At 68.0% G+C, this 23,053-nt stretch carries 17 protein-coding genes and 2 tRNA genes; 12 read left to right on the top strand and 7 right to left on the bottom strand.

What is annotated here, in order from left to right:
* Window positions 1–137 precede the first annotated feature (137 nt).
* Together LC039_RS21325 and LC039_RS21320 are read right to left on the bottom strand one after the other, a co-directional pair.
* Complete coding sequence (locus tag LC039_RS21325; protein ID WP_226628120.1) at window positions 138–2,141, bottom strand: acyltransferase family protein; 2,004 nt, start codon at window positions 2,139–2,141, stop codon at window positions 138–140.
* A 299-nt stretch (window positions 2,142–2,440) separates the two neighbouring features.
* Window positions 2,441–3,361: a glycosyltransferase family 2 protein gene (locus LC039_RS21320; protein WP_226628119.1), complete on the bottom strand. Its 921-nt coding sequence runs from the start codon at window positions 3,359–3,361 to the stop codon at window positions 2,441–2,443.
* Between the two features lie 431 nt (window positions 3,362–3,792).
* Between LC039_RS21320 and LC039_RS21315 the strand changes: the two genes are divergently transcribed.
* From LC039_RS21315 to hisG, 10 genes are all read left to right on the top strand, one after another.
* A complete protein-coding gene (locus tag LC039_RS21315; RefSeq protein ID WP_226628118.1) occupies window positions 3,793–4,413 on the top strand; it encodes a hypothetical protein in 621 nt (206 codons plus the stop codon).
* Between the two features lie 28 nt (window positions 4,414–4,441).
* Window positions 4,442–5,260: a CPBP family intramembrane glutamic endopeptidase gene (locus tag LC039_RS21310; RefSeq protein WP_226628117.1), complete on the top strand. Its 819-nt coding sequence runs from the start codon at window positions 4,442–4,444 to the stop codon at window positions 5,258–5,260.
* 39 nt (window positions 5,261–5,299) lie between these two features.
* Entirely contained in the window at window positions 5,300–6,427 is a 1,128-nt protein-coding gene (gene tgt, locus LC039_RS21305; protein ID WP_226628115.1) for a tRNA guanosine(34) transglycosylase Tgt, read from the top strand.
* Window positions 6,428–6,636: 209 nt separating this feature from the next.
* The gene (locus LC039_RS21300; RefSeq protein ID WP_226628114.1) at window positions 6,637–7,728 is read left to right on the top strand and encodes an alkene reductase; all 1,092 of its coding nucleotides are present in this window, start codon (window positions 6,637–6,639) and stop codon (window positions 7,726–7,728) included.
* Between the two features lie 262 nt (window positions 7,729–7,990).
* Window positions 7,991–10,396, top strand: a complete 2,406-nt coding sequence (lon, locus tag LC039_RS21295; RefSeq protein ID WP_226628113.1) for an endopeptidase La — start codon at window positions 7,991–7,993, stop codon at window positions 10,394–10,396.
* A 253-nt stretch (window positions 10,397–10,649) separates the two neighbouring features.
* A tRNA-Val gene (locus LC039_RS21290) sits at window positions 10,650–10,724 on the top strand.
* Window positions 10,725–11,156: 432 nt separating this feature from the next.
* Window positions 11,157–11,232, top strand: a tRNA-Val gene (locus tag LC039_RS21285).
* 222 nt (window positions 11,233–11,454) lie between these two features.
* The gene (hisS, locus tag LC039_RS21280; RefSeq protein WP_226628112.1) at window positions 11,455–12,927 is read left to right on the top strand and encodes a histidine--tRNA ligase; all 1,473 of its coding nucleotides are present in this window, start codon (window positions 11,455–11,457) and stop codon (window positions 12,925–12,927) included.
* Window positions 12,918–14,000 (top strand): ATP phosphoribosyltransferase regulatory subunit, encoded by a 1,083-nt coding sequence (locus LC039_RS21275; RefSeq protein ID WP_226628111.1) that lies wholly within the window; start codon window positions 12,918–12,920, stop codon window positions 13,998–14,000. The genes hisS and LC039_RS21275 overlap by 10 nt, the downstream gene beginning before the upstream one ends.
* The gene (hisG, locus tag LC039_RS21270; protein ID WP_226628110.1) at window positions 13,997–14,689 is read left to right on the top strand and encodes an ATP phosphoribosyltransferase; all 693 of its coding nucleotides are present in this window, start codon (window positions 13,997–13,999) and stop codon (window positions 14,687–14,689) included. The genes LC039_RS21275 and hisG overlap by 4 nt, the downstream gene beginning before the upstream one ends.
* A gap of 102 nt (window positions 14,690–14,791) precedes the next feature.
* Here the strand turns inward: hisG and yghU are convergent, their stop codons facing one another.
* The gene (gene yghU / locus LC039_RS21265; RefSeq protein WP_226628109.1) at window positions 14,792–15,649 is read right to left on the bottom strand and encodes a glutathione-dependent disulfide-bond oxidoreductase; all 858 of its coding nucleotides are present in this window, start codon (window positions 15,647–15,649) and stop codon (window positions 14,792–14,794) included.
* 259 nt (window positions 15,650–15,908) lie between these two features.
* Between yghU and LC039_RS21260 the strand changes: the two genes are divergently transcribed.
* On the top strand, window positions 15,909–18,317 hold the full coding sequence (locus LC039_RS21260; RefSeq protein ID WP_226628108.1) for a ligase-associated DNA damage response DEXH box helicase: 2,409 nt from the start codon (window positions 15,909–15,911) through the stop codon (window positions 18,315–18,317).
* A gap of 3 nt (window positions 18,318–18,320) precedes the next feature.
* Here the strand turns inward: LC039_RS21260 and LC039_RS21255 are convergent, their stop codons facing one another.
* The gene (locus LC039_RS21255) at window positions 18,321–18,995 is read right to left on the bottom strand and encodes an SDR family oxidoreductase (RefSeq protein ID WP_226628106.1); all 675 of its coding nucleotides are present in this window, start codon (window positions 18,993–18,995) and stop codon (window positions 18,321–18,323) included.
* A 98-nt stretch (window positions 18,996–19,093) separates the two neighbouring features.
* Between LC039_RS21255 and pdeM the strand changes: the two genes are divergently transcribed.
* Window positions 19,094–19,756 carry a ligase-associated DNA damage response endonuclease PdeM gene (pdeM, locus tag LC039_RS21250; RefSeq protein ID WP_226628104.1) on the top strand — a complete coding sequence of 221 codons (663 nt, stop codon included), beginning with the start codon at window positions 19,094–19,096 and terminating at the stop codon, window positions 19,754–19,756.
* A 195-nt stretch (window positions 19,757–19,951) separates the two neighbouring features.
* Here pdeM and folD read toward each other — a convergent pair whose 3' ends face one another.
* The 3 genes from folD to LC039_RS21235 form a co-directional block, all read right to left on the bottom strand.
* A complete protein-coding gene (gene folD, locus LC039_RS21245) occupies window positions 19,952–20,854 on the bottom strand; it encodes a bifunctional methylenetetrahydrofolate dehydrogenase/methenyltetrahydrofolate cyclohydrolase FolD (protein WP_226628103.1) in 903 nt (300 codons plus the stop codon).
* A 5-nt stretch (window positions 20,855–20,859) separates the two neighbouring features.
* A complete protein-coding gene (locus tag LC039_RS21240) occupies window positions 20,860–21,156 on the bottom strand; it encodes a chorismate mutase (RefSeq protein ID WP_226628102.1) in 297 nt (98 codons plus the stop codon).
* Between the two features lie 177 nt (window positions 21,157–21,333).
* Window positions 21,334–23,004 (bottom strand): formate--tetrahydrofolate ligase, encoded by a 1,671-nt coding sequence (locus tag LC039_RS21235; RefSeq protein ID WP_226628101.1) that lies wholly within the window; start codon window positions 23,002–23,004, stop codon window positions 21,334–21,336.
* Between the last annotated feature and the right edge of the window lie 49 nt (window positions 23,005–23,053).

Genomic DNA, 23,053 nt, shown 5'->3' with positions numbered 1-23,053 from the left:
GATAGGGCAGGACCGGGGCCGGAGTCCATGGCGCGAGCGCGGGGCATCCCAAAAGCCGCCCGCGGCGCCGGGCCTCGCCGCGATGTGGCAGCCCTGCTCTACGCGGCACCCACACGACCCAGAGGCCGCGCAGCGCCTCACTGTGTCGCGGAGTTCTGCGCCGTGTGCTTGTGGTCCGCCAGCTCGAGCACCGGATCAAGCCAGCCGACCTCGTCGATGCGTCCGCTGAAGAATTCCGCCCCCGCCACAGTATGGTGGCCGTAGTCGGGGAAATACTGCTGCAGGCGCGCATTGCCCGAATAGCAGGTCTCTTCGCGCGGCGCGCAGACGTAGTCCATGCGGTCGAGCACGATCAGCCTTGGGTAGGCGGCCTTGAGCCGGTCGATCTCGGCATTGGCCTCGATCACGCGGCGCTCGGTCGCGCCGTCCTTGTAGAGGTCGTAGTGCTGCCGGTTCGAGCGCGCGAGGATGGTGGCGACATCGGTGATGCCCTCGTCTAGGGCCGCGTGAACGACCTTGTCGAAGAGGGTCCAGCGGCCGCCCAGGTAGCTGGGAAACTCGAAGATGTTTTTCACGAGGATGACCGACTTGCCGTCGTTCCACATCCGGGTGATCAGCGGATCGAGCGCGTCCAGATCGCCGCGGGCCGCCTTGAACCGGCTGACGATCATCACCGCGTCCGCGTCGCGGTAGTTGCGGCTGCCGAACATCTCGCTGTCCGGGCCGACGTCGGCGATCTCGGTGAAGAAGGGCGCCGGGCGGAGCGACTGCATGGTCCGGTCGCTCATCAGGATCATGTTGAACAGGTCCCGCGCATGCGAGTTGCCCACCACCAGCAGCCGCAGCTTCGCCGGATCGTCGCTGTACCACGCCTGGTCGCTGTAGCCGGTCTCGCAATTGCCGAGGCAGGCGAGCTGGCGGGAGTATTTCCGGAGCGGCACATAGCTGGCCATGTGCAGCAGGACGTTGTCGTTCTCGTAGTCCAGCAGGCTGATCTCGGTGTCATGCGGGTTGAACTGGCCGCTGCGGTAATTCGCCTGCTCGTAGGTGTGGACGAGGAAGCCGAGCGCGGCAAAGGCCGCGAGCCCGGTGGCGCTGGCGCCGAACAGCTTGAAGCGGGGGTAACGCCCCTTGCGGACCGGCGTCTCGACGTATTTCCAGCTCAGCCAGGCGAGCAGCAGCGTCAGCGCGATCAGCGCCGCCATCACGTACCACGCCGGCTCCTCCAGCGAGTTGTGCCGGGTGAAGGCGAAGAGCGGCTGGTGCCAGAGGTAGGCGCTGTAGGAGATGAGACCGACGCCGACCATGGCGCGGGTGCTGAGCAGGCGCTGCACCAGGGTGCCGCTGGTGGCGAAGAGGATGATCAGCGCGGCACCGACCGTCGGCACGAGCGTGATCAGGCTTGGCGTCGGTGTCTCGGCGGTGAAGCCGAAGACCGCGACGGCGATCAGCCCCAGCCCGAGCCCCGAAAGGCCGTTGCGCAGACCGGCGGCCAGCGGCGGATGCCCGGCCCGCAGGTAGAAGGCGCAGAAGGCTCCGATCCCCAGTTCCCAGGCGCGGGCGTGCAGCAGGAAGAAGGCCGACATCGGGTCGGTCCGCACCTGCCATTGCGCCAGCGCGAGGCTGACCAGAAAGATCGCGATCAACACGTAGAGCACGACCTTCTGCCCAAACCGCCAGAACAGCATCAGCAAGAGCGGGAAGAAGATGTAGAACTGCTCCTCGACCGCGAGACTCCAGGTGTGCAGCATCGGCTTCAATTCGGCGGTGGTGTCGAAGTAATCCGCCTCCATCCAGAACAGGATGTTCGAGGAAAAGGTCGCGACCCCCAGAAGACTGCGCACGAACTCGACGAAGGGCCGGTTCTGCAACAGTAGCCAGCCCAGCACCAGGGCGGTCACGCTGACCAGGCAGAGCGCGGGGAGAATGCGTTTCGCGCGGCGTTCGTAGAAACGCAGCAGGCTGAACTCGCCGCGGCTCAATTCATCGACGATGATGGTGGTGATGAGATAGCCGCTGATCACGAAGAAGATGTCGACCCCGACGAAACCGCCACTGAACAGGCTCGATCCGGCGTGGAAGAGGATGACTGGAAGGACCGCGACGGAGCGCAAACCATCAATCTCGGAGCGGTACTTCATGGGAAATCTCCACAACTCAAAGAAATCACTTTAAAATCTGTCGTCCCGGCGAAGCGGTCCGCGAAGAAATACGTCGTCTCAAAATAACTCTGTGGCGCGGGCGAATCGGAACTCGCGCGCCTCGGCCAGCATAGCTCACGCGGCGGGGCCGCCCAAAAGGTTTGACGCCGCGCGCCAGCGCCGGCGGCGGGTTTGTCGCCTTTGTGGGTGGTCTCAGGCGATGGCGGCCCCGTGCGCTGGGGGCGCATCGCAAAGGCGCTGCGCCTCGGCCCGGTGCCGGCGTCCCACTCGGTGTGGGATCAGCGCGAGAAGAAAGCGCGGCGCACGGGGCCGGGCATGGCGGGGGCGATCAGCGCCCCGACCAGCGTGCTGCAGCCGCGGTGCATCGGGCTGAAAAAGCCCCTCGGGGCCAGCCCGAGGCCGCGCAGTGCAAGGCTGAGCGCGGTGGTGCCGCCGAGTCCGACCCCGATCGCCCGGCGCGCGAGGCAACGCAGGTGCGCGGCCTCTGCAGCGGGCGCGTGATGCACCCCGAAACGCGCCGCGCTTTCGAACGCCGCCACGCGCCCGGCGCGCAGGGCCGCCAGGTACGCGGGCGCGCACCGGCGCGAGACGCGGTGGTGGACAAGAACCCGGTCGATCGGCTGCACCCGCGCGCCACCTCCGACCAGCCGGACCAGCCATTCGAGCACGCCGTCATGCGCGGCGGCAGTGCGCAGCCCGCCGCTGCGGTCGAAGACCTCGGACCGCAGCGCGATGTTCGACATCGTCCAGACCGGCGTTTCGGCCAGCAGCGTCGGGATGGTCAGCGTACGGCTCGGCACGCTGGTGACCGCGCGCGTGTCCCCGGCCTCGCGCCGGAAGAAGGAAACCCGGCCGAAGGCGGCGTCGCACTGGGCGTTGCTGAACGCCGCGTCGAGCCGGGTCAGCTTGTCCGCCGTCCACAGATCGCCCGGCTCGCAGAAGGCCAGGATCTCGCCCCGGGCCATGGCCGCCCCGTGGTTGCGCGCGGCGGCAAGCCCCTGCCCCGAGGTCTCCACGACGCGGATGCGCGGGTCCGCCGCCGCCGCCGTGCGCAGCAGCGCGTAGGTCGCATCGCTCGATCCGTCATCAACGCAGAGCGCTTCCCAATCGGAAAATTCCTGGGCGCGAAGGCTGGCGAGCGTATCTTCGAGCGTCGCGGCGGCCTGGTAGCAGGCAAGAATGATCGAAAAGCGGGGCATGGAACAAAACCTTTGGCAACTGATGCCACGAGCTTGCCGCAGCCGCAGGCCACTCGTCTCATACGATACTGGACAGGTGCGCGCTCCCCTCGGACATGCACCCATCCGATCGGATATAGCTCTGGCACGAATGGGCTGAGGAAAATGCACGCCAATGGTGTGCTTGCTTGTCTCGACCGCAGCCTCGCGGCACTCCCGGACCTCTCAATGGCGTGCTGCTTCAGAGGTTCGGCGGGTTGATCCGGCGCTCTGTCGGCCTGACGCCGGAGCTTCGCCACTGCCGCGCTTGCCTGGGGCATCGGCGTGGCCATGGGCCCCGGCACGGCGAAAAGCGCGCGCTCGCAGCGCCTTGGAAACCACATGTGCGCGTTGCAGGTAGGGGATGCCCGACGCCTATGCTATGGATGGTCCGCTCTGGTGGAGGAATGATGATGAAGGCACTGCCCCTTGCCCTGACCGCGCTCTGCGCCGCGCCTGCCGCAATGGCCGAGGATGCGCTTGTCCAGCCGGTGATCGACGGCTGCATCGACAGGCTGATTGAGAGCGGCGCTGCCGTGCAGCCCGGCGGGCAGGTGATCGACAGCATGTATTCCGAGGCCGGCACGATGGTCTTCCTGCAGGATGGCGACGGGCGGATCTGGCAGTGTTTCGGCTACCGGGACGGGACGGTCGAGACGCTCGACTTGGCCGAGGCCGATGCGGTCGAGGCGGCTCTGGCGCGGGCCGCCGAAAAGGCTGCGCGCGCGCCCAAGCGCATCCAGTTCGCCCCGGGCACCAGCGGCGCCGAGATCAGCGGCGTGCTCGAGGCGGGCGGCGCAACGCAATTCGTGCTGGGCGCGCGGGCGGGGCAAACCCTCGACTTGCGGGTCGCGCCTGATGGCGGCGCGATGTATTACCACCTGCGCAATCCCGATGGCTCGATGCTGCTCGAAGGCACGGATGCGGGCGTTCCCTACAGCGGCAGGCTGCCGCAGTCCGGGGACGTTCTCGTCGAGGTGGTCAGCAAGGAGAGCGCGCCGCTTGCCTTCGTGCTGAGCGTGACCATTGAGTGAACTGCCAGCGGGCCGGGATGAGGTTGGAATGACTGATGTAGCAAGGGCGCCCGGCGAGGTTCGCCGTCTTTCCGTGGCGCTGGCCACGCTGGTGGCCTGGATCGCGGTCACCGTGTTCGGCGCGGGGCTCGGTGCCGAGACGGTCGAACTGGAGGACCTGGCGGCCCGCGGTGTCGCCTGGAACGTGCTGGCGGCGGGCGTCTTGCTGGTCGGCGTCATCGCCTGGCGCGGCTGGAAGGATCTGGGCTTCCGCGCCCCTGCCCCGGGCACGTTGAAGCTGATATGGCTGCCGGGGCTGCTGGTGCTGGCGATGTTCGGCCTCGCCGTCGCGATGGGGCTGCCCGCGCCCGGCGTGGTGCTGCTGGTGCTGTTCAACACGCTGCTGGTGGGCTTTTCCGAAGAGGTGATGTTCCGGGGCGTGCTCTTCCGCGCGCTGCGCGAGCGGCTGCGGCTCTGGCCGTCGATCCTCTGGGTGACCGGCAGCTTCGGCGCTGTGCACGTGCTCAACGGCTTCCTGACCGGCAGCTTCGCCGCCGCCATGGTGCAGGCGGTTGCCGCCTCCTGCACCGGGTTGCTGCTGATGGCCGTGGTGCTGCGCGGCGGGTCGCTCTGGCTGGCCATCGTGCTGCACGCGCTCTGGGACTGGGTCGCCTTTCTCATCGTGCTGAGTTCGGGGGCGATGGAGGAACTCGAGCGGATGCGGGCCTCCGGCGGTGGCCGCATCGAAGTCGAGCCGGCGCAATTGCTGTTGCCGCTGATGCTCGTGCTGCCGAACCTGCTCTACGCGCTGTGGCTGCTGCGCCGGGCACCGGAAGCGCCGGCGGGCCCGCGCTCGGCGAGAGGCTGAGCTCTTGGCAAATCCCGCGCTTTGGGGCAGAGGAACCACATGAGCCTGACCTCCTTTACCCTCTCCGGCCGGGACGGCGCCGCACGCACCGGGGTGATCTCCACCCCGCGCGGCGAGATCCGCACCCCCGCCTTCATGCCCGTCGGCACCGCCGCCACCGTCAAGGCGATGCTGCCAGAAAGCGTGCGCGCCACCGGCGCCGACATCCTGCTCGGCAACACCTACCACCTGATGCTGCGGCCCGGCGCGGAGCGCGTGGCGCGGCTTGGCGGGCTGCACAAGTTCATGAACTGGGAGCGCCCCATCCTCACGGATTCCGGCGGCTTCCAGGTGATGAGCCTTTCCGGGCTGCGCAAGCTCACCGAGGACGGGGTCACCTTCAAGAGCCACATCGACGGCTCCAAGCACATGCTCTCGCCGGAAAGCTCGATGGAGATCCAGCGGCTGCTCGGCTCGGACATCGTCATGTGCTTCGACGAATGCCCGGCGCTGCCCGCAGACCGCAAGCGCATCGAGCAGAGCATGCGCCTGTCGATGCGATGGGCGCAGCGCTCGCGCGATGCCTTCGGCGACCGGCCCGGCCACATGCTCTTCGGCATCCAGCAGGGCGGGCTGGAAGAGGATCTGCGCGGCGAAAGCGCCGAGGCACTGACCTCCATCGGCTTCGACGGCTACGCGGTCGGCGGCCTCGCCGTGGGCGAAGGCCAGGAGGCGATGTTCAAGGTGCTCGATTTCGCGCCCGGGCAATTGCCCGAGGACAAGCCGCGCTACCTGATGGGGGTCGGCAAGCCCGATGACATCGTCGGCGCGGTGAAGCGCGGCATCGACATGATGGACTGCGTGCTGCCCTCGCGCTCTGGTCGCACCGGCCAAGCCTGGACGCGGCGCGGCATGGTCAACATCAAGAACGCCCGCCACCAGGACGACCCGCGCCCGCTCGACGAGCACTGCAGCTGCCCGGCCTGCCGCAGCTACTCGCGCGCCTACCTGCACCACGTCTACCGCGCCGGAGAGATGATCTCGGGGATGCTGCTGACCTGGCACAACCTGCATTACTACCAGGAGCTTATGCAGGGCCTGCGCGACGCCATCGCAAGCGGCACCTTCGCCGCCTTCGAGGAGCAGTTTCACGCGCAGCGCGCCGAGGGCGACATCCCGCCGCTCTGACGCGGCGATCCCGAACCGATCGAAGGGCGGCGCTGCGGAGACGTGGTGCCGCCTTTGCTTTTGCCCCCCCCTTTCTGACCGGCCATGCGTTCCGTGCAATTCCGCACAGCGCCCTGCGCGGTTGCCGCAGCGCAGCACCTCCCTATCTTTGCAGTCCGACGCCGGGGATCGCCCGGCCTGATCTAGGCCCAAAGCAAGGGAGACATTCCATGACCGAGGCCCTGTTTACCCCCTTCACCGCCGGCGCCATCGAGATGGCCAACCGCGTGGTGATGGCACCGCTCACCCGCAACCGTGCTGACAACGACACCGCCGAGGTGAACGATCTGCACGTGGAATACTATCGCCAGCGCGCAGGCGCAGGACTCATCATCACCGAGGCCTCGCAGATCTCGCCGCAAGGCAAGGGCTACATCCAGACCCCCGGCATCTACGCGCCGGGTCAGGTCGAAGCCTGGAAGAAGGTGACCGACGCCGTGCACGCCGAAGGCGGCAAGATCGTCATCCAGCTCTGGCACGTCGGCCGGATCAGCCACACCTCGCTGCAACCCGACGGGCAGGCCCCGGTGGCACCCTCGGCCATTCCGGCTGGCGGCAAGACCTTCACGCTGAACGGCTTCGAGGAAACCTCGACGCCGCGCGCGCTGGAAACCGATGAGATCGCCGGCATCGTCGCCGACTATCGCCACGCCGCCCGCGCGGCCATCGAGGCCGGCTTCGACGGCGTCGAGGTGCACGGCGCCAACGGCTACCTGATCGACCAGTTCCTCAAGACCGGCGCCAACCAGCGCGAAGATCAGTACGGCGGCTCCATCGAGAACCGTGCGCGCTTCCTCTTCGAGGTGCTGGACGCGGTGACCGAGGAGATCGGCGCCGACCGCACCGGCCTGCGCCTGTCGCCCTTCTCGCCGGCAAACGGCATCACCGAGGACGACCCGCAGCCGCTCTTCGAGTATGTCGTGGGCAAGCTCAACGCCTACAAGCTGTCCTACCTGCACGTGGTCGAAGGCACCACCGGCGGCCCGCGCGAGCTGAACGAGGGCGAAAGCCTCGACGCGCTGCATGCGCTCTACGAGGGAGTCTGGATGGGCAACAACGGCTACGACCGCGAGATGGCGATCGAGGCGGTGAACTCCGGCAAGGCCGACTTGGTGGCCTTCGGCCGCCCGTTCATCTCCAACCCTGACCTCGTGGCGCGCCTCGAAAAGGCCGCGCCGCTCAACGAGGGCGATCAGGGCACGTTCTACGGCGGCGGGGCGGAAGGCTACACCGACTACCCGACGCTGACCGAGGCCGCCTGAGGGCGGTGGGGGGCGCGGCGCCGCGTGTTCACGGTGCTGCCGTTAAGGCTGTTGCAAGGTTTTCGCGCCGCGCCCCCCGCATTCTCCTGCCATGCGCGAATTGCCCGCTTGCGCCCGGCGCAGCGGAACGTCACATTGGTGGGAACGGGTCTCGCGCGCTTGAAAAGTTAACGCCCGCGCCCCACCTGAATACTCCGACAGGGGACGGCAGAGGTCGCCGATATCCGGGGCCAGACCGTCCTGCCAGTAGCAAGGAATGCGTATGCAACAGCCTCTCAACACATCCTATCCGGTGCTGCCGCTGCGGGACATCGTGGTGTTCCCGCATATGATCGTGCCGCTCTTCGTGGGGCGCGAGAAATCGGTGCACGCGCTGGAAGAGGTGATGGCCGACGACAAGCAGATCCTGCTTGCCGCCCAGATCGACCCCGCCGTCGATGACCCCGATTCCGACGGCATCTACAAGACCGGCGTGCTCGCCAACGTGCTGCAGCTGCTGAAGCTGCCCGACGGCACCGTGAAGGTGCTGGTCGAGGGCCAGGGCCGCGTCAAGATCACCGAATATCTCGAGAACGACCGCTTCTTCGAAGCCAAGGCCGAGTATCTCTCCGAAATGCCGGGCGACCCGGCCGCGATCACCGCATTGGTGCGCACCGTCGCCGAGGAGTTCGAGCGCTACGCCAAGGTCAAGAAGAACATCCCCGAAGAGGCGCTCTCGGCGGTGTCCGAAACCACCGATCCGGCCAAGCTGGCCGACCTCGTCGCGGGCCACCTCGGTATCGAGGTGGAGCAGAAGCAGGAGCTTCTCGAAACGCTGCCCGTGAGCGAGCGGCTTGAGAAGGTCTATGGCCTGATGCAGGGCGAGCTCTCGGTCCTGCAGGTCGAGAAGAAGATCAAGACCCGCGTCAAGTCGCAGATGGAGAAGACCCAGCGCGAGTACTACCTGAATGAGCAGATGAAGGCCATTCAGAAGGAACTCGGCGACGGCGAGGACGGCCAGAACGAGATCAACGAGCTGGCCGAGAAGATCGAGGCCACCAAGCTCTCGAAAGAGGCCAAGGAAAAGGCCGAGGCCGAGCTCAAGAAGCTGCGCAACATGAGCCCGATGTCCGCGGAGGCGACGGTCGTGCGCAACTACCTCGACTGGATGCTGTCGATCCCGTGGGGCGTGAAGAGCCGCGTGAAGAAGGATCTGGGCCGCGCCCAGGAAATCCTCGATCACGACCACTACAGCCTCGACAAGGTCAAGGAACGCATCGTCGAGTATCTCGCGGTGCAGGCGCGCAGCCAGAAGCTGAAGGGGCCGATCCTCTGCCTCGTCGGCCCGCCGGGCGTGGGTAAGACCTCGCTGGGCAAGTCGATGGCCAAGGCCACCGGGCGCGAGTTCATCCGCATCTCGCTCGGCGGCGTGCGGGACGAGTCCGAGATCCGCGGCCACCGCCGGACCTATATCGGTTCGATGCCGGGCAAGATCATCCAGGCGCTGAAGAAGGCGAAGACCACCAACCCGCTCATCCTGCTCGACGAGATCGACAAGATGGGTCAGGACTTCCGTGGCGATCCCGCTTCGGCGATGCTCGAGGTGCTCGACCCCGAACAGAACGGCACCTTCGTCGATCACTACCTCGAGGTGGAGTACGATCTGTCGAACGTCATGTTCGTGACGACCTCGAACTCGTACAACATGCCGGGGCCGCTGCTCGACCGGATGGAGATCATCCCGCTCTCGGGCTACACCGAGGACGAGAAGCTCGAGATCACCAAGCGCCACCTGCTCGACAAGCAGATCAAGGCGCATGGCCTGAAGAAGGGCGAGTTCACCATCACCGACGAGGCGCTCACCGATATCCTGCGCTACTACACGCGCGAGGCCGGTGTCCGGAACCTCGAGCGGGAAGTGGCGAAGATCGCGCGGAAAGCGGTGACCAAGATCGTCAAGGGCGAGACCAAGCACGTGGAAGTCACGCGGGACAATCTCGACGACTTCCTCGGCGTGAAGAAGTTCCGTTACGGTCTGGCCGAGGATGAGAACCAGGTGGGTGTTGTCACCGGTCTGGCCTATACCTCTGTGGGCGGCGACCTGCTGCAGATCGAGGCGCTGCGCCTGCCGGGCAAGGGCCGGATGAAGACCACCGGCAAGCTCGGCGACGTGATGAAGGAGTCGATCGAGGCGGCGTCCAGCTACGTCCGCTCGATCTCGCCGCAGCTCGGGGTGAAGCCGCCGAAGTTCGACAAGATGGACATCCACGTCCACGTGCCGGACGGTGCCACGCCCAAGGACGGCCCCTCGGCCGGCCTGGCGATGGTGACGGCAATCGTCTCGGTGTTGACCGGCCTGCCGGTGCGCAAGGACATCGCCATGACCGGCGAGGTCACCCTGCGCGGCAATGCGTCGGCCATCGGCGGGCTCAAGGAGAAGCTGCTCGCGGCTCTGCGGGGGGGCATCAAAACGGTGTTCATCCCCGAGGAGAACGAGAAGGATCTCGCCGAGCTGCCGGACAACGTGAAGCAGGGCCTCGAGATCATCCCGGTCAAGCACGTCTCCGAGGTGCTCGACATGGCGCTGATCGGCAAGCCCGAGCCCATCGAGTGGGACGAGGAAGCCGAAGAGGCTGCCGCCGCCCTACGCGCCAAGGATGAGAAGGGCACGGGCGCGACCGCGCACTGATCCCCTCCGATACACCACAGCATGGAAGCGGGTCCTCCGGGGCCCGCTTCTTTGTATTCCGGGCGCTCTTCTGCCCCGTCCATGCTGTTCAGATATCCCGAGGGAGTCTGCAACGCCGACAGGCGCGAAGTCCCCTCGGATAGCACCACTCGCAGCCGTTTTTCTGCCGTCGCGGCAGGGCCGGAAATTTGTGAAATTTTTGCCCCGATCCCTCTTGCGCGCCCCATGCCATATGAGTAAAAGCCCGCCTACCGGGTGATTAGCTCAGTGGTAGAGCGCTTCGTTCACATCGAAGATGTCAGGAGTTCAAATCTCTTATCACCCACCATTCTTCCAAGAGGCGCGCTGCACGGTTTCCCCGAAGCGCGCCTCTTTTCATTTCCGGACAACAAGTTAAGCCCCACAACCGCGTGGCGCCTGCCTAGCCGGATCGCGATGGTCCGAATGGCGCAGCCGCCCGGCATCTCGCCGGTCGAGATTCGCGAAAGGCTCCCCGCGCAGCCCGGCGACAGAGCCCTGCCCCAGGATGGCTGACACGCGAGACCGCCGGGCCTGCGCGCACAACGCGAAGCCCGCATTCATCACCTCTAGCCGCCGCGCGGCGACTGAACTCGCGGCGGCGCCCCCTCCCGCCGGAAGGCTTCGCGCTCTCCCGCACAGCCCTCGGACCAAGAGCGCCCGGGGCCGCTCGCAACGATTGACGATATGACGGAGGATCAGGCTTGAAAGCCGCCTGAAGCTTGGCTAAACCGCGCATCACGGGTGATTAGCTCAGTTGGTAGAGCGCTTCGTTTACACCGAAGATGTCGGGAGTTCGAGTCTCTCATCACCCACCATCCCACCCTTCTGATACCGCGGACCTAAGAGCATTGGCCGCACCATGTGCGCGCTGAGCGCCCGAGCGATGCGAATCCGCCAGGCGTCGCGCCATGCGCGGCGCCGGGGCAGGAAAAGCCGGGCCTCTGTGGGAGAATTGCCGCCTCGGGCGGGGCTTTGCTTGCTCCTCGCGGGGTGAGCGGCTATGGGATGCGCGCAATCTGGAAAGCCGGAGCGAGGCCATGGCCAAGGAAAAGAAAGCCCCCCGCCCCCGGGCACAAACGCCCAAGGGGTTCCGCGACTATTTCGGCACGGAAGTGACCGAGCGTGCGCATATGCTGCAGACGATCGCCGGGGTCTATCATCGCTACGGCTTCGAGGCGCTGGAAAGCTCCGCCGTGGAGACCGTCGAGGCGCTCGGCAAGTTCCTTCCGGACGTGGACCGTCCGAACGAGGGGGTCTTTGCCTGGGAAGACGATGACGACGGCTGGGTGGCGCTGCGCTACGACCTGACCGCGCCGCTGGCGCGGGTCTACGCCCAGCACCGCAACGACCTGCCGACCCCCTACCGGCGCTATGCCATGGGGCCGGTCTGGCGCAATGAAAAGCCCGGCCCGGGCCGCTTCCGCCAGTTCTACCAATGCGATGCGGACACCGTGGGCGCGCCCTCCGTGGCCGCCGACGCCGAGATCTGCGCGATGCTGTCGGACACTCTGGAAGAGGTCGGCATCCCGCGCGGCGACTACGTGGTGCGGGTCAACAACCGCAAGGTGCTGAACGGCGTGCTCGAGACCATGGGCCTGTCGGATGACGCGCAGCAGCAGGCCGTGCTGCGCACCATCGACAAGTTCGACAAGGTCGGCGAAAGCGGCGTGCGCGAGCTGCTGGGCAAGGGGCGCCTCGACGCCTCGGGCGCCTATATCGACGGTGTGGGCCTCAGCGACGATCAGGCGGCACCGGTGCTGGCCTTCCTGACCTCCAAGGGCGCTGACGCCGCCGCGACGCTCGCCAACCTGCGCGCTGCCATCGGTGGCTCTGCCGTGGGGGCCGAGGGCGTCGACGAGCTGGAGCAGATCGCCACGCTGCTCGACGCGGGCGGTTACGGCTCGAGCCGCATCGAGATCGACCCCTCGGTCGTGCGTGGCCTCGGCTATTACACCGGCCCGGTGTTCGAGGCAGAGCTGACCTTCGAGATCCTCGACGAGAAGGGCCGCAAGCGGCAGTTCGGCTCGGTCTCCGGCGGCGGGCGCTACGACGATCTGGTCAAGCGCTTCACCGGCCAGTCGGTGCCGGCAACAGGTGTGTCGATCGGCGTCGACCGTCTGCTCGCCGCGCTGCGCGCCAAGGGCCGCATCGGCGGGGCCGCGCAGGGTCCGGTGGTGGTGACCGTGATGGATAAGGCGCGCATGGCCGACTACCAGGCGATGGTCGCCGAGCTGCGCAACAACGGCATCCGCGCCGAGGTCTACCTCGGCAACCCGAAGAACTTCGGCAACCAGCTCAAATACGCCGACAAGCGCGAATCCCCCGTGGCCGTCATCGAGGGCGGTGACGAGAAGGAGCGCGGCGTGGTGCAGATCAAGGACCTGATCCTCGGCGCGAAACTGGCCGAAAACGCCAGCCTAGAAGAGTGGAAGGAACGGCCCTCGCAATACGAGGTGCCGCGCGACCAGCTGGTCGCCAAGGTGCGCGAGATCCTGAGCCAATGGGCGTGAGTTTCGCTGCCGAGAAGGCCGAGGCGGAACGGCTGAGGGCCGTCTTCGCCGAGGCCGGGGCGCAGCCGCTCGACTGCGCGATCATGCAGTCGGCGGAGACGCTGCTGGACCTCTACGGCGAGGACATCCGGGCGCGCGCCTATGTCACCCATGACCCGAACCGCGGCGAGATGATGCTGCGTCCCGACTTCACCGTGCCGGTGGTCGAGATGCACATGTCCGACGGCGCAGAGCCCGCCCGCTACACCTACGCGGGCGAGGTCTTCCGCCGCCAGGAAGAGCACCCCGAACGCCCGTCGGAATACTACCAGGTGGGCTACGAGGTCTTCGACCGCGGCGATCAGGCCAAGCTCGACGCCGAGGTCTTCGGCCTGTTCGCCGAGGTGCTGAAGCCGGTGAACCTGCGCCCGGTGACCGGCGACATCGGCATCCTGACCGCCGCCGTGGCCGGGCTGCAGACCTCGCAGGAACGCCGCGATGCGCTGCTGCGCCACATCTGGCGGCCGCGCCGCTTCCGCGCCCTGCTCGACCGCTTTTCGGGCAAGACGCCGGTGCCCGCCCCCCGCGCCGCGATGCTGGCGCAGGACGACCCTATGGCCAAGGCCGGACCGGTGATCGGCCTGCGCTCCGAGCGCGAGATCGAGGCTCGCATCGCCGCGCTGCGCGCCGATGCCGCCGAGCCGCCGCTGTCGCGTGCCCAGGTGGACTTGATCGACGCGGTGCTGGCGGTGCGCGAGACCTGCTCCTTCGCGCTCGAGCACCTGCGCGACATCGCCGTGGACATGCCCGCGCTGCTGCCCGCGCTCGAGACCTTCGAGCGCCGCTGCGATGCGCTCGCGGCGCGCGGCGTCGACGTGGCCGAGCTCGACTTCGAGGCCAGCTACGGCCGCAGCTCGATGGAATATTACGACGGTTTCGCCTTCGGCTTCGTCTGCGAGAGCCGCCCGGACCTGCCGCCCGTCGCCACCGGCGGACGCTACGATGCGCTCACCCGGCGGCTCGGCGGCGGGCAGGAAATCCCCGCCGTCGGCGGCGTGATCCGACCGGGCATCCTTCTGGAGGTGGCACGATGACCATCAAGCTCGGAGTGCCCTCCAAGGGCCGTCTGATGGAGAAGACCTTCGACTGGTTCGGCGCGCGCGGCGTCAAGCTGTCGCGCACCGGCTCGGACCGCGAATACGCGGGCGCGGTCGAGGGCGTCGAGGGCGTGTCCCTGGTGCTGCTCTCGGCCGGGGAGATCCCGCGCGAACTGGCCGCCGGCCGTATCCACCTCGGGGTCACCGGCACCGATCTGATCCGCGAGAAGCTGGTGCAATGGGACCAGAAGGTCGAGCAGCTGGCCGAGCTGGGCTTCGGGCAGGCGGACCTCATCGTTGCCGTGCCCGCCGCCTGGGTGGATGTTGACTCGCTCGACGATCTCGACGGCGCCGCCGCCGCCTTCCGCGCCCGCCATGGCTTCCGCATGCGCATCGCGACCAAATACCACCGGCTGGTGCGCGACTACCTGCGCATGGGCGGGGTCGCCGACTACCAGCTCGTCGACAGCCAGGGCGCGACCGAGGGCACGGTGAAGAACCTCACCGCCGAGGCCATCGCCGACATCACCTCGACCGGCGAGACGCTCCGCGCCAACCACCTCAAGGTGCTGGCCGAGGAGCCGGTGCTGCGCTCGCAGGCGACGCTCTTCCGCTCACGCGCCGCGAAGATGAACGACGCCGACCGCGAGGCGCTGCGCACGCTCTGCGAGATGCTGCGCGTCTGACAAGGACAAGCCCGCGCAAGAAAAGGCCCGGGAAGTTGAACCCCCGGGCCAAAGCTCTGCGAAGAGATTTGCAACGTCCTTCGAAGGACGTTGCGCGTCCCCTCACCCCGCCAGCTTGTCCTGCGTGCGCAGATCGAAGTCCGAGGCGTCGTGGCGCTCGTGCAGCTGCTCCTCGATCGGGCCGGTGGCCTTGTTGACCATGCGGCCGCGCTTCACCGCCGGGCGCGCATCGATCTCCTGCGCCCACCGCTGCACGTTCTTGTAGCTGGTCACGTCGAGGAACTCCGCGGCCTCGTACTGGCGCCCCAGCGCGAGGTTGCCGTACCAGCACCAGATCGCGATATCGGCGATGGTGTAGTCGTCGCCGGTCATGAACTTGCGCTCGGCGAGGTTGCGGTCCAGCACGTCGAGCTGGCGCTTGGTCTCCATCGCGAAGCGGTTGATCGGGTATTCCATCTTCGACGGCGCATAGGCGTAGAAATGTCCGAAGCCGCCGCCGAGGTAGGGCGCGCTGCCCATCTGCCAGAACAGCCAGCTCAGCATCTCGGCACGCTCCTCGGGCTTGCCCAGGAAGGCGCCGAACTTCTCGGCGAGGTGCAGCAGGATGGCGCCGGACTCGAAGACCCGCACCGGCGTGTCGCCCGAGCGGTCGAGCAGCGCCGGGATCTTCGAGTTCGGGTTCACATCGACGAAGCCGGAGCCGAACTGGTCGCCGTCGCCGATGTTGATCAGCCAGGCGTCGTATTCGGCGTCATGGCCTGCGGCGAGCAGCTCTTCGAACAACACCCCGGCCTTCTGGCCGTTCGGCGTGGCGAGGCTGTAGAGCTGGAACGGATGCTTGCCGACCGGCAGCTCCTTGTCATGGGTCGGCCCGGCGATGGGACGGTTGATCGAGGCGAACCGGCCGCCGCTCTCGGCGTCCCATGTCCAGACCTTGGGAGGGGTGTATTCGGAAGTCATGAGAGGGCTCCATTGTCTGATTGCCCCGAACCCTAGTGGTTTGATCCCGAAAGGCCAGAGCCGGCGCTGTGCGTGGCGGCACATGGGGGTGTGAGGCGGGCACGTGCGGGCGTCAGCGCCGCTCCCGGCACCGCGGCCCCGGACAAGGGGGGCGCTGCCCCCGCCCGCGCTCCGCGCGGTCTCCCCCGGGATATTTTCACCTAGGCGAAAGGGGATGCAGGGCGCTTTTCCTCGGGCGAGGCGCACCTATCTTGGAGGCATGTCCGCATTGCCCGCCTCTCTCGACAAATGGTTTTCCTCCCGTGGCTGGAGCCTGCACCCGCACCAGCGCAGCATGCTGGAGCGTGCTTCCGCCCCATCGCTGCTGCTCATCGCGCCCACGGGCGGGGGCAAGACGCTGGCGGGCTTCCTGCCGACGCTGGCCGAGCTCACCGAGGCGCCGCGGAGTGGGTTGCACACGCTCTACGTCTCGCCGCTGAAGGCGCTGGCGGCGGATATCCGGCGCAACCTGCTGATCCCCATCGAGGAAGCCGGGCTGCCGATCCGCGTCGAGGACCGCACCGGCGACACCTCGTCTTCGCGCAAGCGGCGGCAGCGCGCCGATCCCCCGCATATCCTGCTGACCACTCCGGAGAGCCTCGCGCTGCTCACCTCCTACGAAGACGCGCCGCGCATCTTCGAGGGGCTGCAGCGGGTCGTGGTCGACGAGATCCACGCGCTGGCCGAGAGCAAGCGCGGCGATCAACTGATGCTGGCGCTGGCGCGGCTGCAGCGGCTGTGTCCGGACCTGCGCCGGGTCGGCCTTTCGGCCACAGTCGAGGACCCGCAGGCCATCGCCCGGCTGCTGGCCCGGCACCCCGATCCCTGCGAGATCGTCGAAGCCGACCCCGGCCCCGAGCCCGACATCTCGATGCTGCAGACCGAGGCCGCGCCGCCTTGGTCCGGCGGCGGTGCGGCCTATGCCATTCCGGCGGTGCTGGAGCAGGTGAAGCGGCACCGCACCACGCTGATATTCCACAACACCCGGGCGCAGGCCGAGATCTTCTTTCACAAGCTCTGGCTGGCCAACGAGGACGCCCTGCCCATCGGCATCCACCACGGCTCGCTCGACCGCGGCCAGCGCGAGAAGGTCGAGGCCGCCATGGTGCGCGGCGAGTTGCGCGCCATCGTCTGCACCGGCTCGCTGGATCTGGGGATCGACTGGGGCGACGTCGATCTGGTGATCCAGATCGGCGCGCCGAAGAACGTCAAACGCCTCGTGCAGCGCATCGGCCGGGCCAACCACCGCTACAACGCGCCGTCCAAGGCGCTGCTGGTGCCGGCCAACCGCTTCGAGGTGGTGGAATGCCTCGCGGCGCTCGAGGCGGTGCGCGCACGCGATCTCGATGGCGAAAGCCGCGGGTCCGGGCCGCGCGACGTGCTGTGCCAGCACATCCTCATCGCGGCCTGTGCCGGGCCGTTCGAGGCGGAGGCGCTCTACGCCGAGATGACCGCGGCGGGGGCCTATGCCGGGCTGACCCGCGCCGCCTTCGACGATTGCCTGCAGTTCTGCGCCACCGGCGGCTACGCGCTGCGCGCCTACGACCAGTGGCAGCGCCTCAAGCAGCGAGAGGACGGGCTGTGGCAGCTGCGCGATCCGCGCTCGGCGGTGCGCATCCGGCAGAACATCGGCACCATCCAGGACACCGACACGTTGAAGGTGCGCTACCGCGGGCGCGGCGGCGCTCCGCTGGGCGAGATCGAGGAGGGCTTTGCCGCGCAGCTCACCCGCGGCGACACCTTCCTCATCGGCGGGCAGATCGTGCGCTATGAGGGGCTGCGCGAGATGGTGGTGCAGGTCAGCCGCGACGCGCATCGCAAGCCCAAGATCGCCACCTTCATGGGCACCAAGTTCGCCACCTCCACCCAGCTGTCGGAGCGCATCCTGCGCCTGTTCCAGCAGGAAGACTGGCCCGGGCTGCCGCAGCACACCGCCGACTGGCTGCGCCTGCAGCGCGAGGTCTCGCGCCTGCCGCAGCCCGGGCGTCTGCTGATCGAAAGCTTCCCGCATGACGGGCGCGAGCAGCTGGTGGTCTACGGCTTTGCCGGGCGCAACGCGATGCAGACGCTGGGGCTGCTGCTGACCAAACGCATGGAGGAAGAAGGGCTGGCGCCGATGGGGTTCGTCGCCACCGATTACGCCGTGCTGATCTGGGGGCTCGACGAGGTGATCGACCCGGCGCCACTGTTCGATCTGCAGGCGCTGGAGGCGGGGCTCGAGGGCTGGCTGGCGGGCAACGCGGTGATGAAGCGCACCTTCCGCGCCTCGGCCACCATCGCCGGGCTGATCGAGCGCAACATCGGCGGCCAGCGCAAGACCGGCAAGCAGGCGACCATGTCGTCGGACATCCTCTACGACACGCTGGTGAAATACGACCCCGAGCACCTGCTGCTGCAGATCACCCGCGAGGAGGCGATGCGCGGGCTGGTGGATTTCGCCCGCATCCGCGAGATGTGCGGGCGGGTCGAGGGGCGGATCGACCTTCTGCGGCTCGAGCGGCTCTCGCCGCTTTCCGCGCCGCTCTTCCTCGAACCGGGGCGCGTACCGATCCGCGGCAGCGCCGACGAGCGGCTGCTCGAGGAGGAGGTCGGCGCGCTGCTGCGCGAGAGCGGGCTGGCGGAGATCTGAGCGCTACTCGGCGTAGATCATCTTCTTGGTCATGCCGCCATCGACGGTGAGCGTCTGGCCGGTGACGAACCCCGCGTCCGCAAGGTAGAGCACCGCATCCGAGATGTCGCCGCTCCGGCCGACGCGGCCTGCGGGATGCTGCGCGTGGTCCTCCTGCGAAAGCTCGGTCTCGCCGCTGATCCAGCCCGGCGCGATGGCATTGACGCGGACCTGCGGCCCGAGCTGCACCGCCAACGCCTGGGTCAGCCCGATCAGCCCGCCCTTGGCGGCGGCATAGGCGAAGTCCCCGCCCTCGGACATCAGCGCCCGGGTCGAGGCCATGATGACGATCGCCCCGCCCTGCCCCATCAGCGGCAGCGCCGCGCGGCTCATCAGGAAGGCGCCGGTCAGGTGGCTGCCGATCATCCCGTTCCAGTCGTCCAGCGAGGTCGTGGCCAGCGCCATGTCGATGCCGCCGGTGCGCCCGGCGTTGCTGACCAGCAGATCGAGCCGATCCCAGCCGAGCGCCGCGAAGGCGGCCTTGACCGAGGCCTCGTCCGAGACGTCGCAGCGGATGTGACGCGCCGGTCCAGCCTCGGCGAGGTCGAAGCTGGCGACCTCCCAGCCTTCGGCGATCAGGCGTTCGCAGATGCCCCGGCCGATCAGGCCCGAGCCCCCGGTGACGATTGCGCGGCGCATGGCTCTCTCCTTCTTGTGTCCTGCCCGCCAGCTAGGGCGGCCGGGCCGCGGCGGCAAGCGGCTTGCGGGGCGCGCTGCGCTCTGGCATGGCCCGCGACATGACACGCATCGGTTTCGAGTTTCACGGCGCGGCGCTGGAGGCGCTGGGATCGGGGGCCCTGCACTGGCCCGCCGAAGGGTTGCTTGTGGTCTCTGACCTGCACTTCGGCAAGTCGGCACGGCTGGCCGCGCAGGGCGGCGCGCTGATGCCGCCCTACGAGGGACGCGAGACCCTGCTGCGGCTAGAGCGCGACCTCGACGTCACCGGCGCGCGCCACGTGGTCTGCCTCGGCGACAGTTTCGACGCGGCGGGGCTCGATCTGGTGCTGCCCGAGGAGGATCGGTTGTGGATCGCCCGGCTGCAGGCGGGGCGCGACTGGATGTGGATCGAGGGCAACCACGATCCCGGCCCGGTGTCTCTCGGTGGCACGCATCTGGCGGAGCTCGAGCTCGGCGGGCTGGTGCTTCGGCACATGGCCGAAGATGGCGCGAGCGGAGAGGTCTCGGGGCATTACCACCCCAAGGCGCACATTGCGCTGCGCGGGCGGGTGATCTCGCGGCCCTGCTTCCTGCTCGACGACGCGCGGCTGATCCTGCCCGCCTACGGCGCCTATACCGGCGGGCTGCGCACCGACAGCGCGGTGCTGTCGGGGCTGATGGGCGACGGCGCGCAGGCGATCCTGACGGGGGCAAAGCCGCTTCGGCTGCCGATGCCGAGGTAGCGGCAGCCGTGACATTAGCCGCGCGAGCGCCGGCCCTTGGGGTGGCGCTACATCGGTTGCGCTCAGCGCTTCATGCCGGCCAAGCCCGGATGACCTCAATCGCGCTCACGCGGATGCCAAAGCGCCAGCCCGCGCGGACGGGCCGGCGCTCGCGCGGCGGCTTCGCCTTGTTCCGCGCCTCTCACGGCATCGCAGTTACGCCGTCAGCCCCTCGGGCTCGGGCAGGCCGTTGGCCCGGCAGCAGGCGGTGACGGTATTGGCCAGCAGGCAGGCAATGGTCATCGGGCCGACGCCGCCCGGCACCGGGGTGATCGCCCCCGCGACCTCGGCGGCGGAGGCAAACTCGACGTCACCCACCAGCCGGTGCTTGCCCTCGCCCTTTTCCGGCGCGGGGATGCGGTTGATGCCCACGTCGATCACCGTGGCGCCGGGCTTGACCCAGTCGCCGGGGATCATCTCGGGGCGCCCGACCGCGGCGACGAGGATGTCGGCGCGGCGGCAGACCTCGGCCAGATCCTTGGTGCGCGAATGCGCGATGGTCACCGTGCAGCTGTCGCCGAGCAGGAGCTGCGCCATCGGCTTGCCGACGATGTTCGAGCGGCCCACCACCACGGCGTTCAGACCCGAGAGCTTGCCGTGCTGTTCGCGCAGCATCATCAGGCAGCCGAGCGGGGTGCAGGGCACCATGCACTTCTGGCCGGTGCCCAGAAGGCCGACGTTGGAGATGTGGAAGCCGTCGACATCCTTGGCCGGGTCGATGGCGTTGATCACCAGGTCGGAGTTCAGATGCCCCGGCAGCGGCAGCTGCACGAGGATGCCGTGCACCGCCGGGTCGGCATTGAGCTGGTCGATCAGCGCCAGCAGGTCAGCCTCGGAGGTGTCGGCGGGCAGCTTGTGCTCGAAGCTGTTCATCCCCACTTCGAGCGTCTGCTTGCCCTTGTTGCGGACGTAGACCTCGGAAGCCGGGTCCTCGCCCACCAGCACCACGGCGAGGCCGGGGGTGATGCCGTGCTCGTCCTTCAGCCGCGCCACATGGGTGGCCACCTGCTCGCGCACTTTTGCGGCAAAGGCCTTGCCGTCGATGATCGTTGCGCTCATGCGCCTCACTCCTGTCCCAGTACCGTTTCTTCGCGGCGGATCGACCAGTCCACCAGCTCGCGCCAGAGCGTCTCGCTCAGGTCGGGGTCGATCCCCTCGGCCTCGGCATTGCGCCGGGCATTGGCGATGACCTCGTCGACGCGGGCCTTGATACGGGCGGGCAGCCCCGCGCCGGTCTTGATTTCCGCAGCACGGTCGATGAGGCTCTGGCGATGCGCCAGCAGCGCCGTCAGTGCCTTGTCGGTGTCGTCGATCTCGGCGCGGAGCGCCGTCATGTCGCCGAGGGTTGCGGGATCGCGCATGGGCGCCTCCTTGCAAGAGTGACCGTGTCCGGTCCGCCCCCTATGCCGCGATGCGGCACGATGATCAACGCGCCAGTGCGGCAAAGCACGGCTCAAAGGCGACAATCGGCGGTCGGATCGGAAACCACGGGCGCCGTTCCGGGACGGCGCCCGCCTGTGAAGGGTCGATCGGCAGCGTCAGAAGAGCCCCTCGACCTCGCCCGCAGCGTTGAGCCGGATGGTCTCGGCGGCGGGCACGCGCGGCAAGCCGGGCATGGTCATGATGTCACCGCAGATCGCCACGACGAAGCCCGCGCCCGCCGAGAGCCGCACCTCGCGCACCGGCACCATGTGCCCCGAGGGTGCGCCGAGCTTCTTGGGATCGGTGGAAAAGGAGTACTGCGTCTTGGCCATGCAGACCGGCAGGTTGCCGAAGCCCTGCTCCTCCCACTCCTTGAGCTGCGCGAGGATACGCGGATCGGCGGTGACCTCCTCGGCGTGGTAGATGCGCTTGGCGACGGTCTCGATCTTCTCCCAGAGCGGCATCTCGTCGGGGTAGATCGGCGCGAACTGCGCCGCGTCGCCGTCGGCGATATGTGCGACCCGCTCGGCAAGCGCCGTGATGCCCTTCGAGCCCTCGGCCCAGTGACGGCAGAGATGCGCCTCGGCGCCGCGGGCCTCGGCATAGGCTTTCACCGCGGCCACCTCAGCCTCGCTGTCGCCGGAGAAATGGTTGATCGCCACCACCACCGGCACGCCGAACTGGCGCAGGTTCTCGATGTGGCGGCCGAGGTTGGTGCAGCCCTGTTTCACCGCTGCCACATCCTCGGACCCAAGATCGGCCCGCGCGACACCGCCGTTCATCTTCAGCGCCCGCACCGTGGCCACCAGCACCACGCAGTCGGGGTGCAGCCCGGCCTTGCGGCACTTGATGTCGAAAAACTTCTCGGCCCCGAGGTCGGCGCCGAAGCCCGCCTCGGTGACCACGTAATCGGCCAGCGAAAGCGCCGTCTTGGTGGCCATGACCGAGTTGCAGCCATGCGCGATATTGGCGAAGGGCCCGCCGTGCACGAAGGCCGGTGTGTGCTCCAGCGTCTGCACGAGGTTGGGCTGCAGCGCGTCTTTGAGCAGCACGGTCATCGCGCCATCGGCCTTCAGGTCGCGGGCGTGCACCGGGGTCTTGTCGCGACGGTATGCGACGATCATGTCGCCGAGCCGCTGCTGAAGATCGGGAAGATCGTCGGCGAGGCAGAGGCAGGCCATGACTTCGGAGGCCACGGTGATGTCGAAGCCGCCCTGCCGCGGAAAGCCGTTGGGCACGCCGCCGAGGCCGGTCACCACGTCCCGCAGCGCCCGGTCGTTGACGTCGAGCACCCGGCGCCAGACGATGCGGCGCAGGTCGATGTCGAGCGCGTTGCCCCAGTGGATGTGGTTGTCGATCATCGCCGAGAGCAGGTTGTGTGCCGCGGTGATCGCGTGGAAGTCGCCGGTGAAATGGAGGTTCATCTCTTCCATCGGCACCACCTGCGCGTAGCCGCCGCCGGCCGCCCCGCCCTTCATCCCGAAGTTCGGTCCGAGCGAGGCCTCGCGGATGCAGATCGCCGCCTTCCTGCCGATCGCCGCCAGACCGTCGCCGAGACCGACGGTCGTGGTCGTCTTGCCCTCGCCCGCCGGGGTCGGGTTGATCGCGGTGACGAGGATCAGCCGGCCCTGCTTGCGCCCCTTCAGCCCGGCGATGAACCCGGCGGAGACCTTCGCCTTGTCATGGCCGTAGGGGATGAGGTCCGTGCCGGTGATGCCGAGTTTCTCGCCGATCTCCTGGATCGGGCGTTTCTCGGCAGCACGGGCGATTTCGATGTCGGTGGTCATGGGCGGGGGCCTCCTTCCCGGCAAGTCGTTTGCCGCCCTCCATAACCGC

Origin of the sequence: Alloyangia pacifica (genome assembly GCF_020524285.1) — a bacterium.
Classification (GTDB): domain Bacteria; phylum Pseudomonadota; class Alphaproteobacteria; order Rhodobacterales; family Rhodobacteraceae; genus Salipiger; species Salipiger pacificus_B.
Note: the sequence above shows the minus strand (reverse complement) of the source record. Positions and strands in the feature narration are given on the sequence as shown.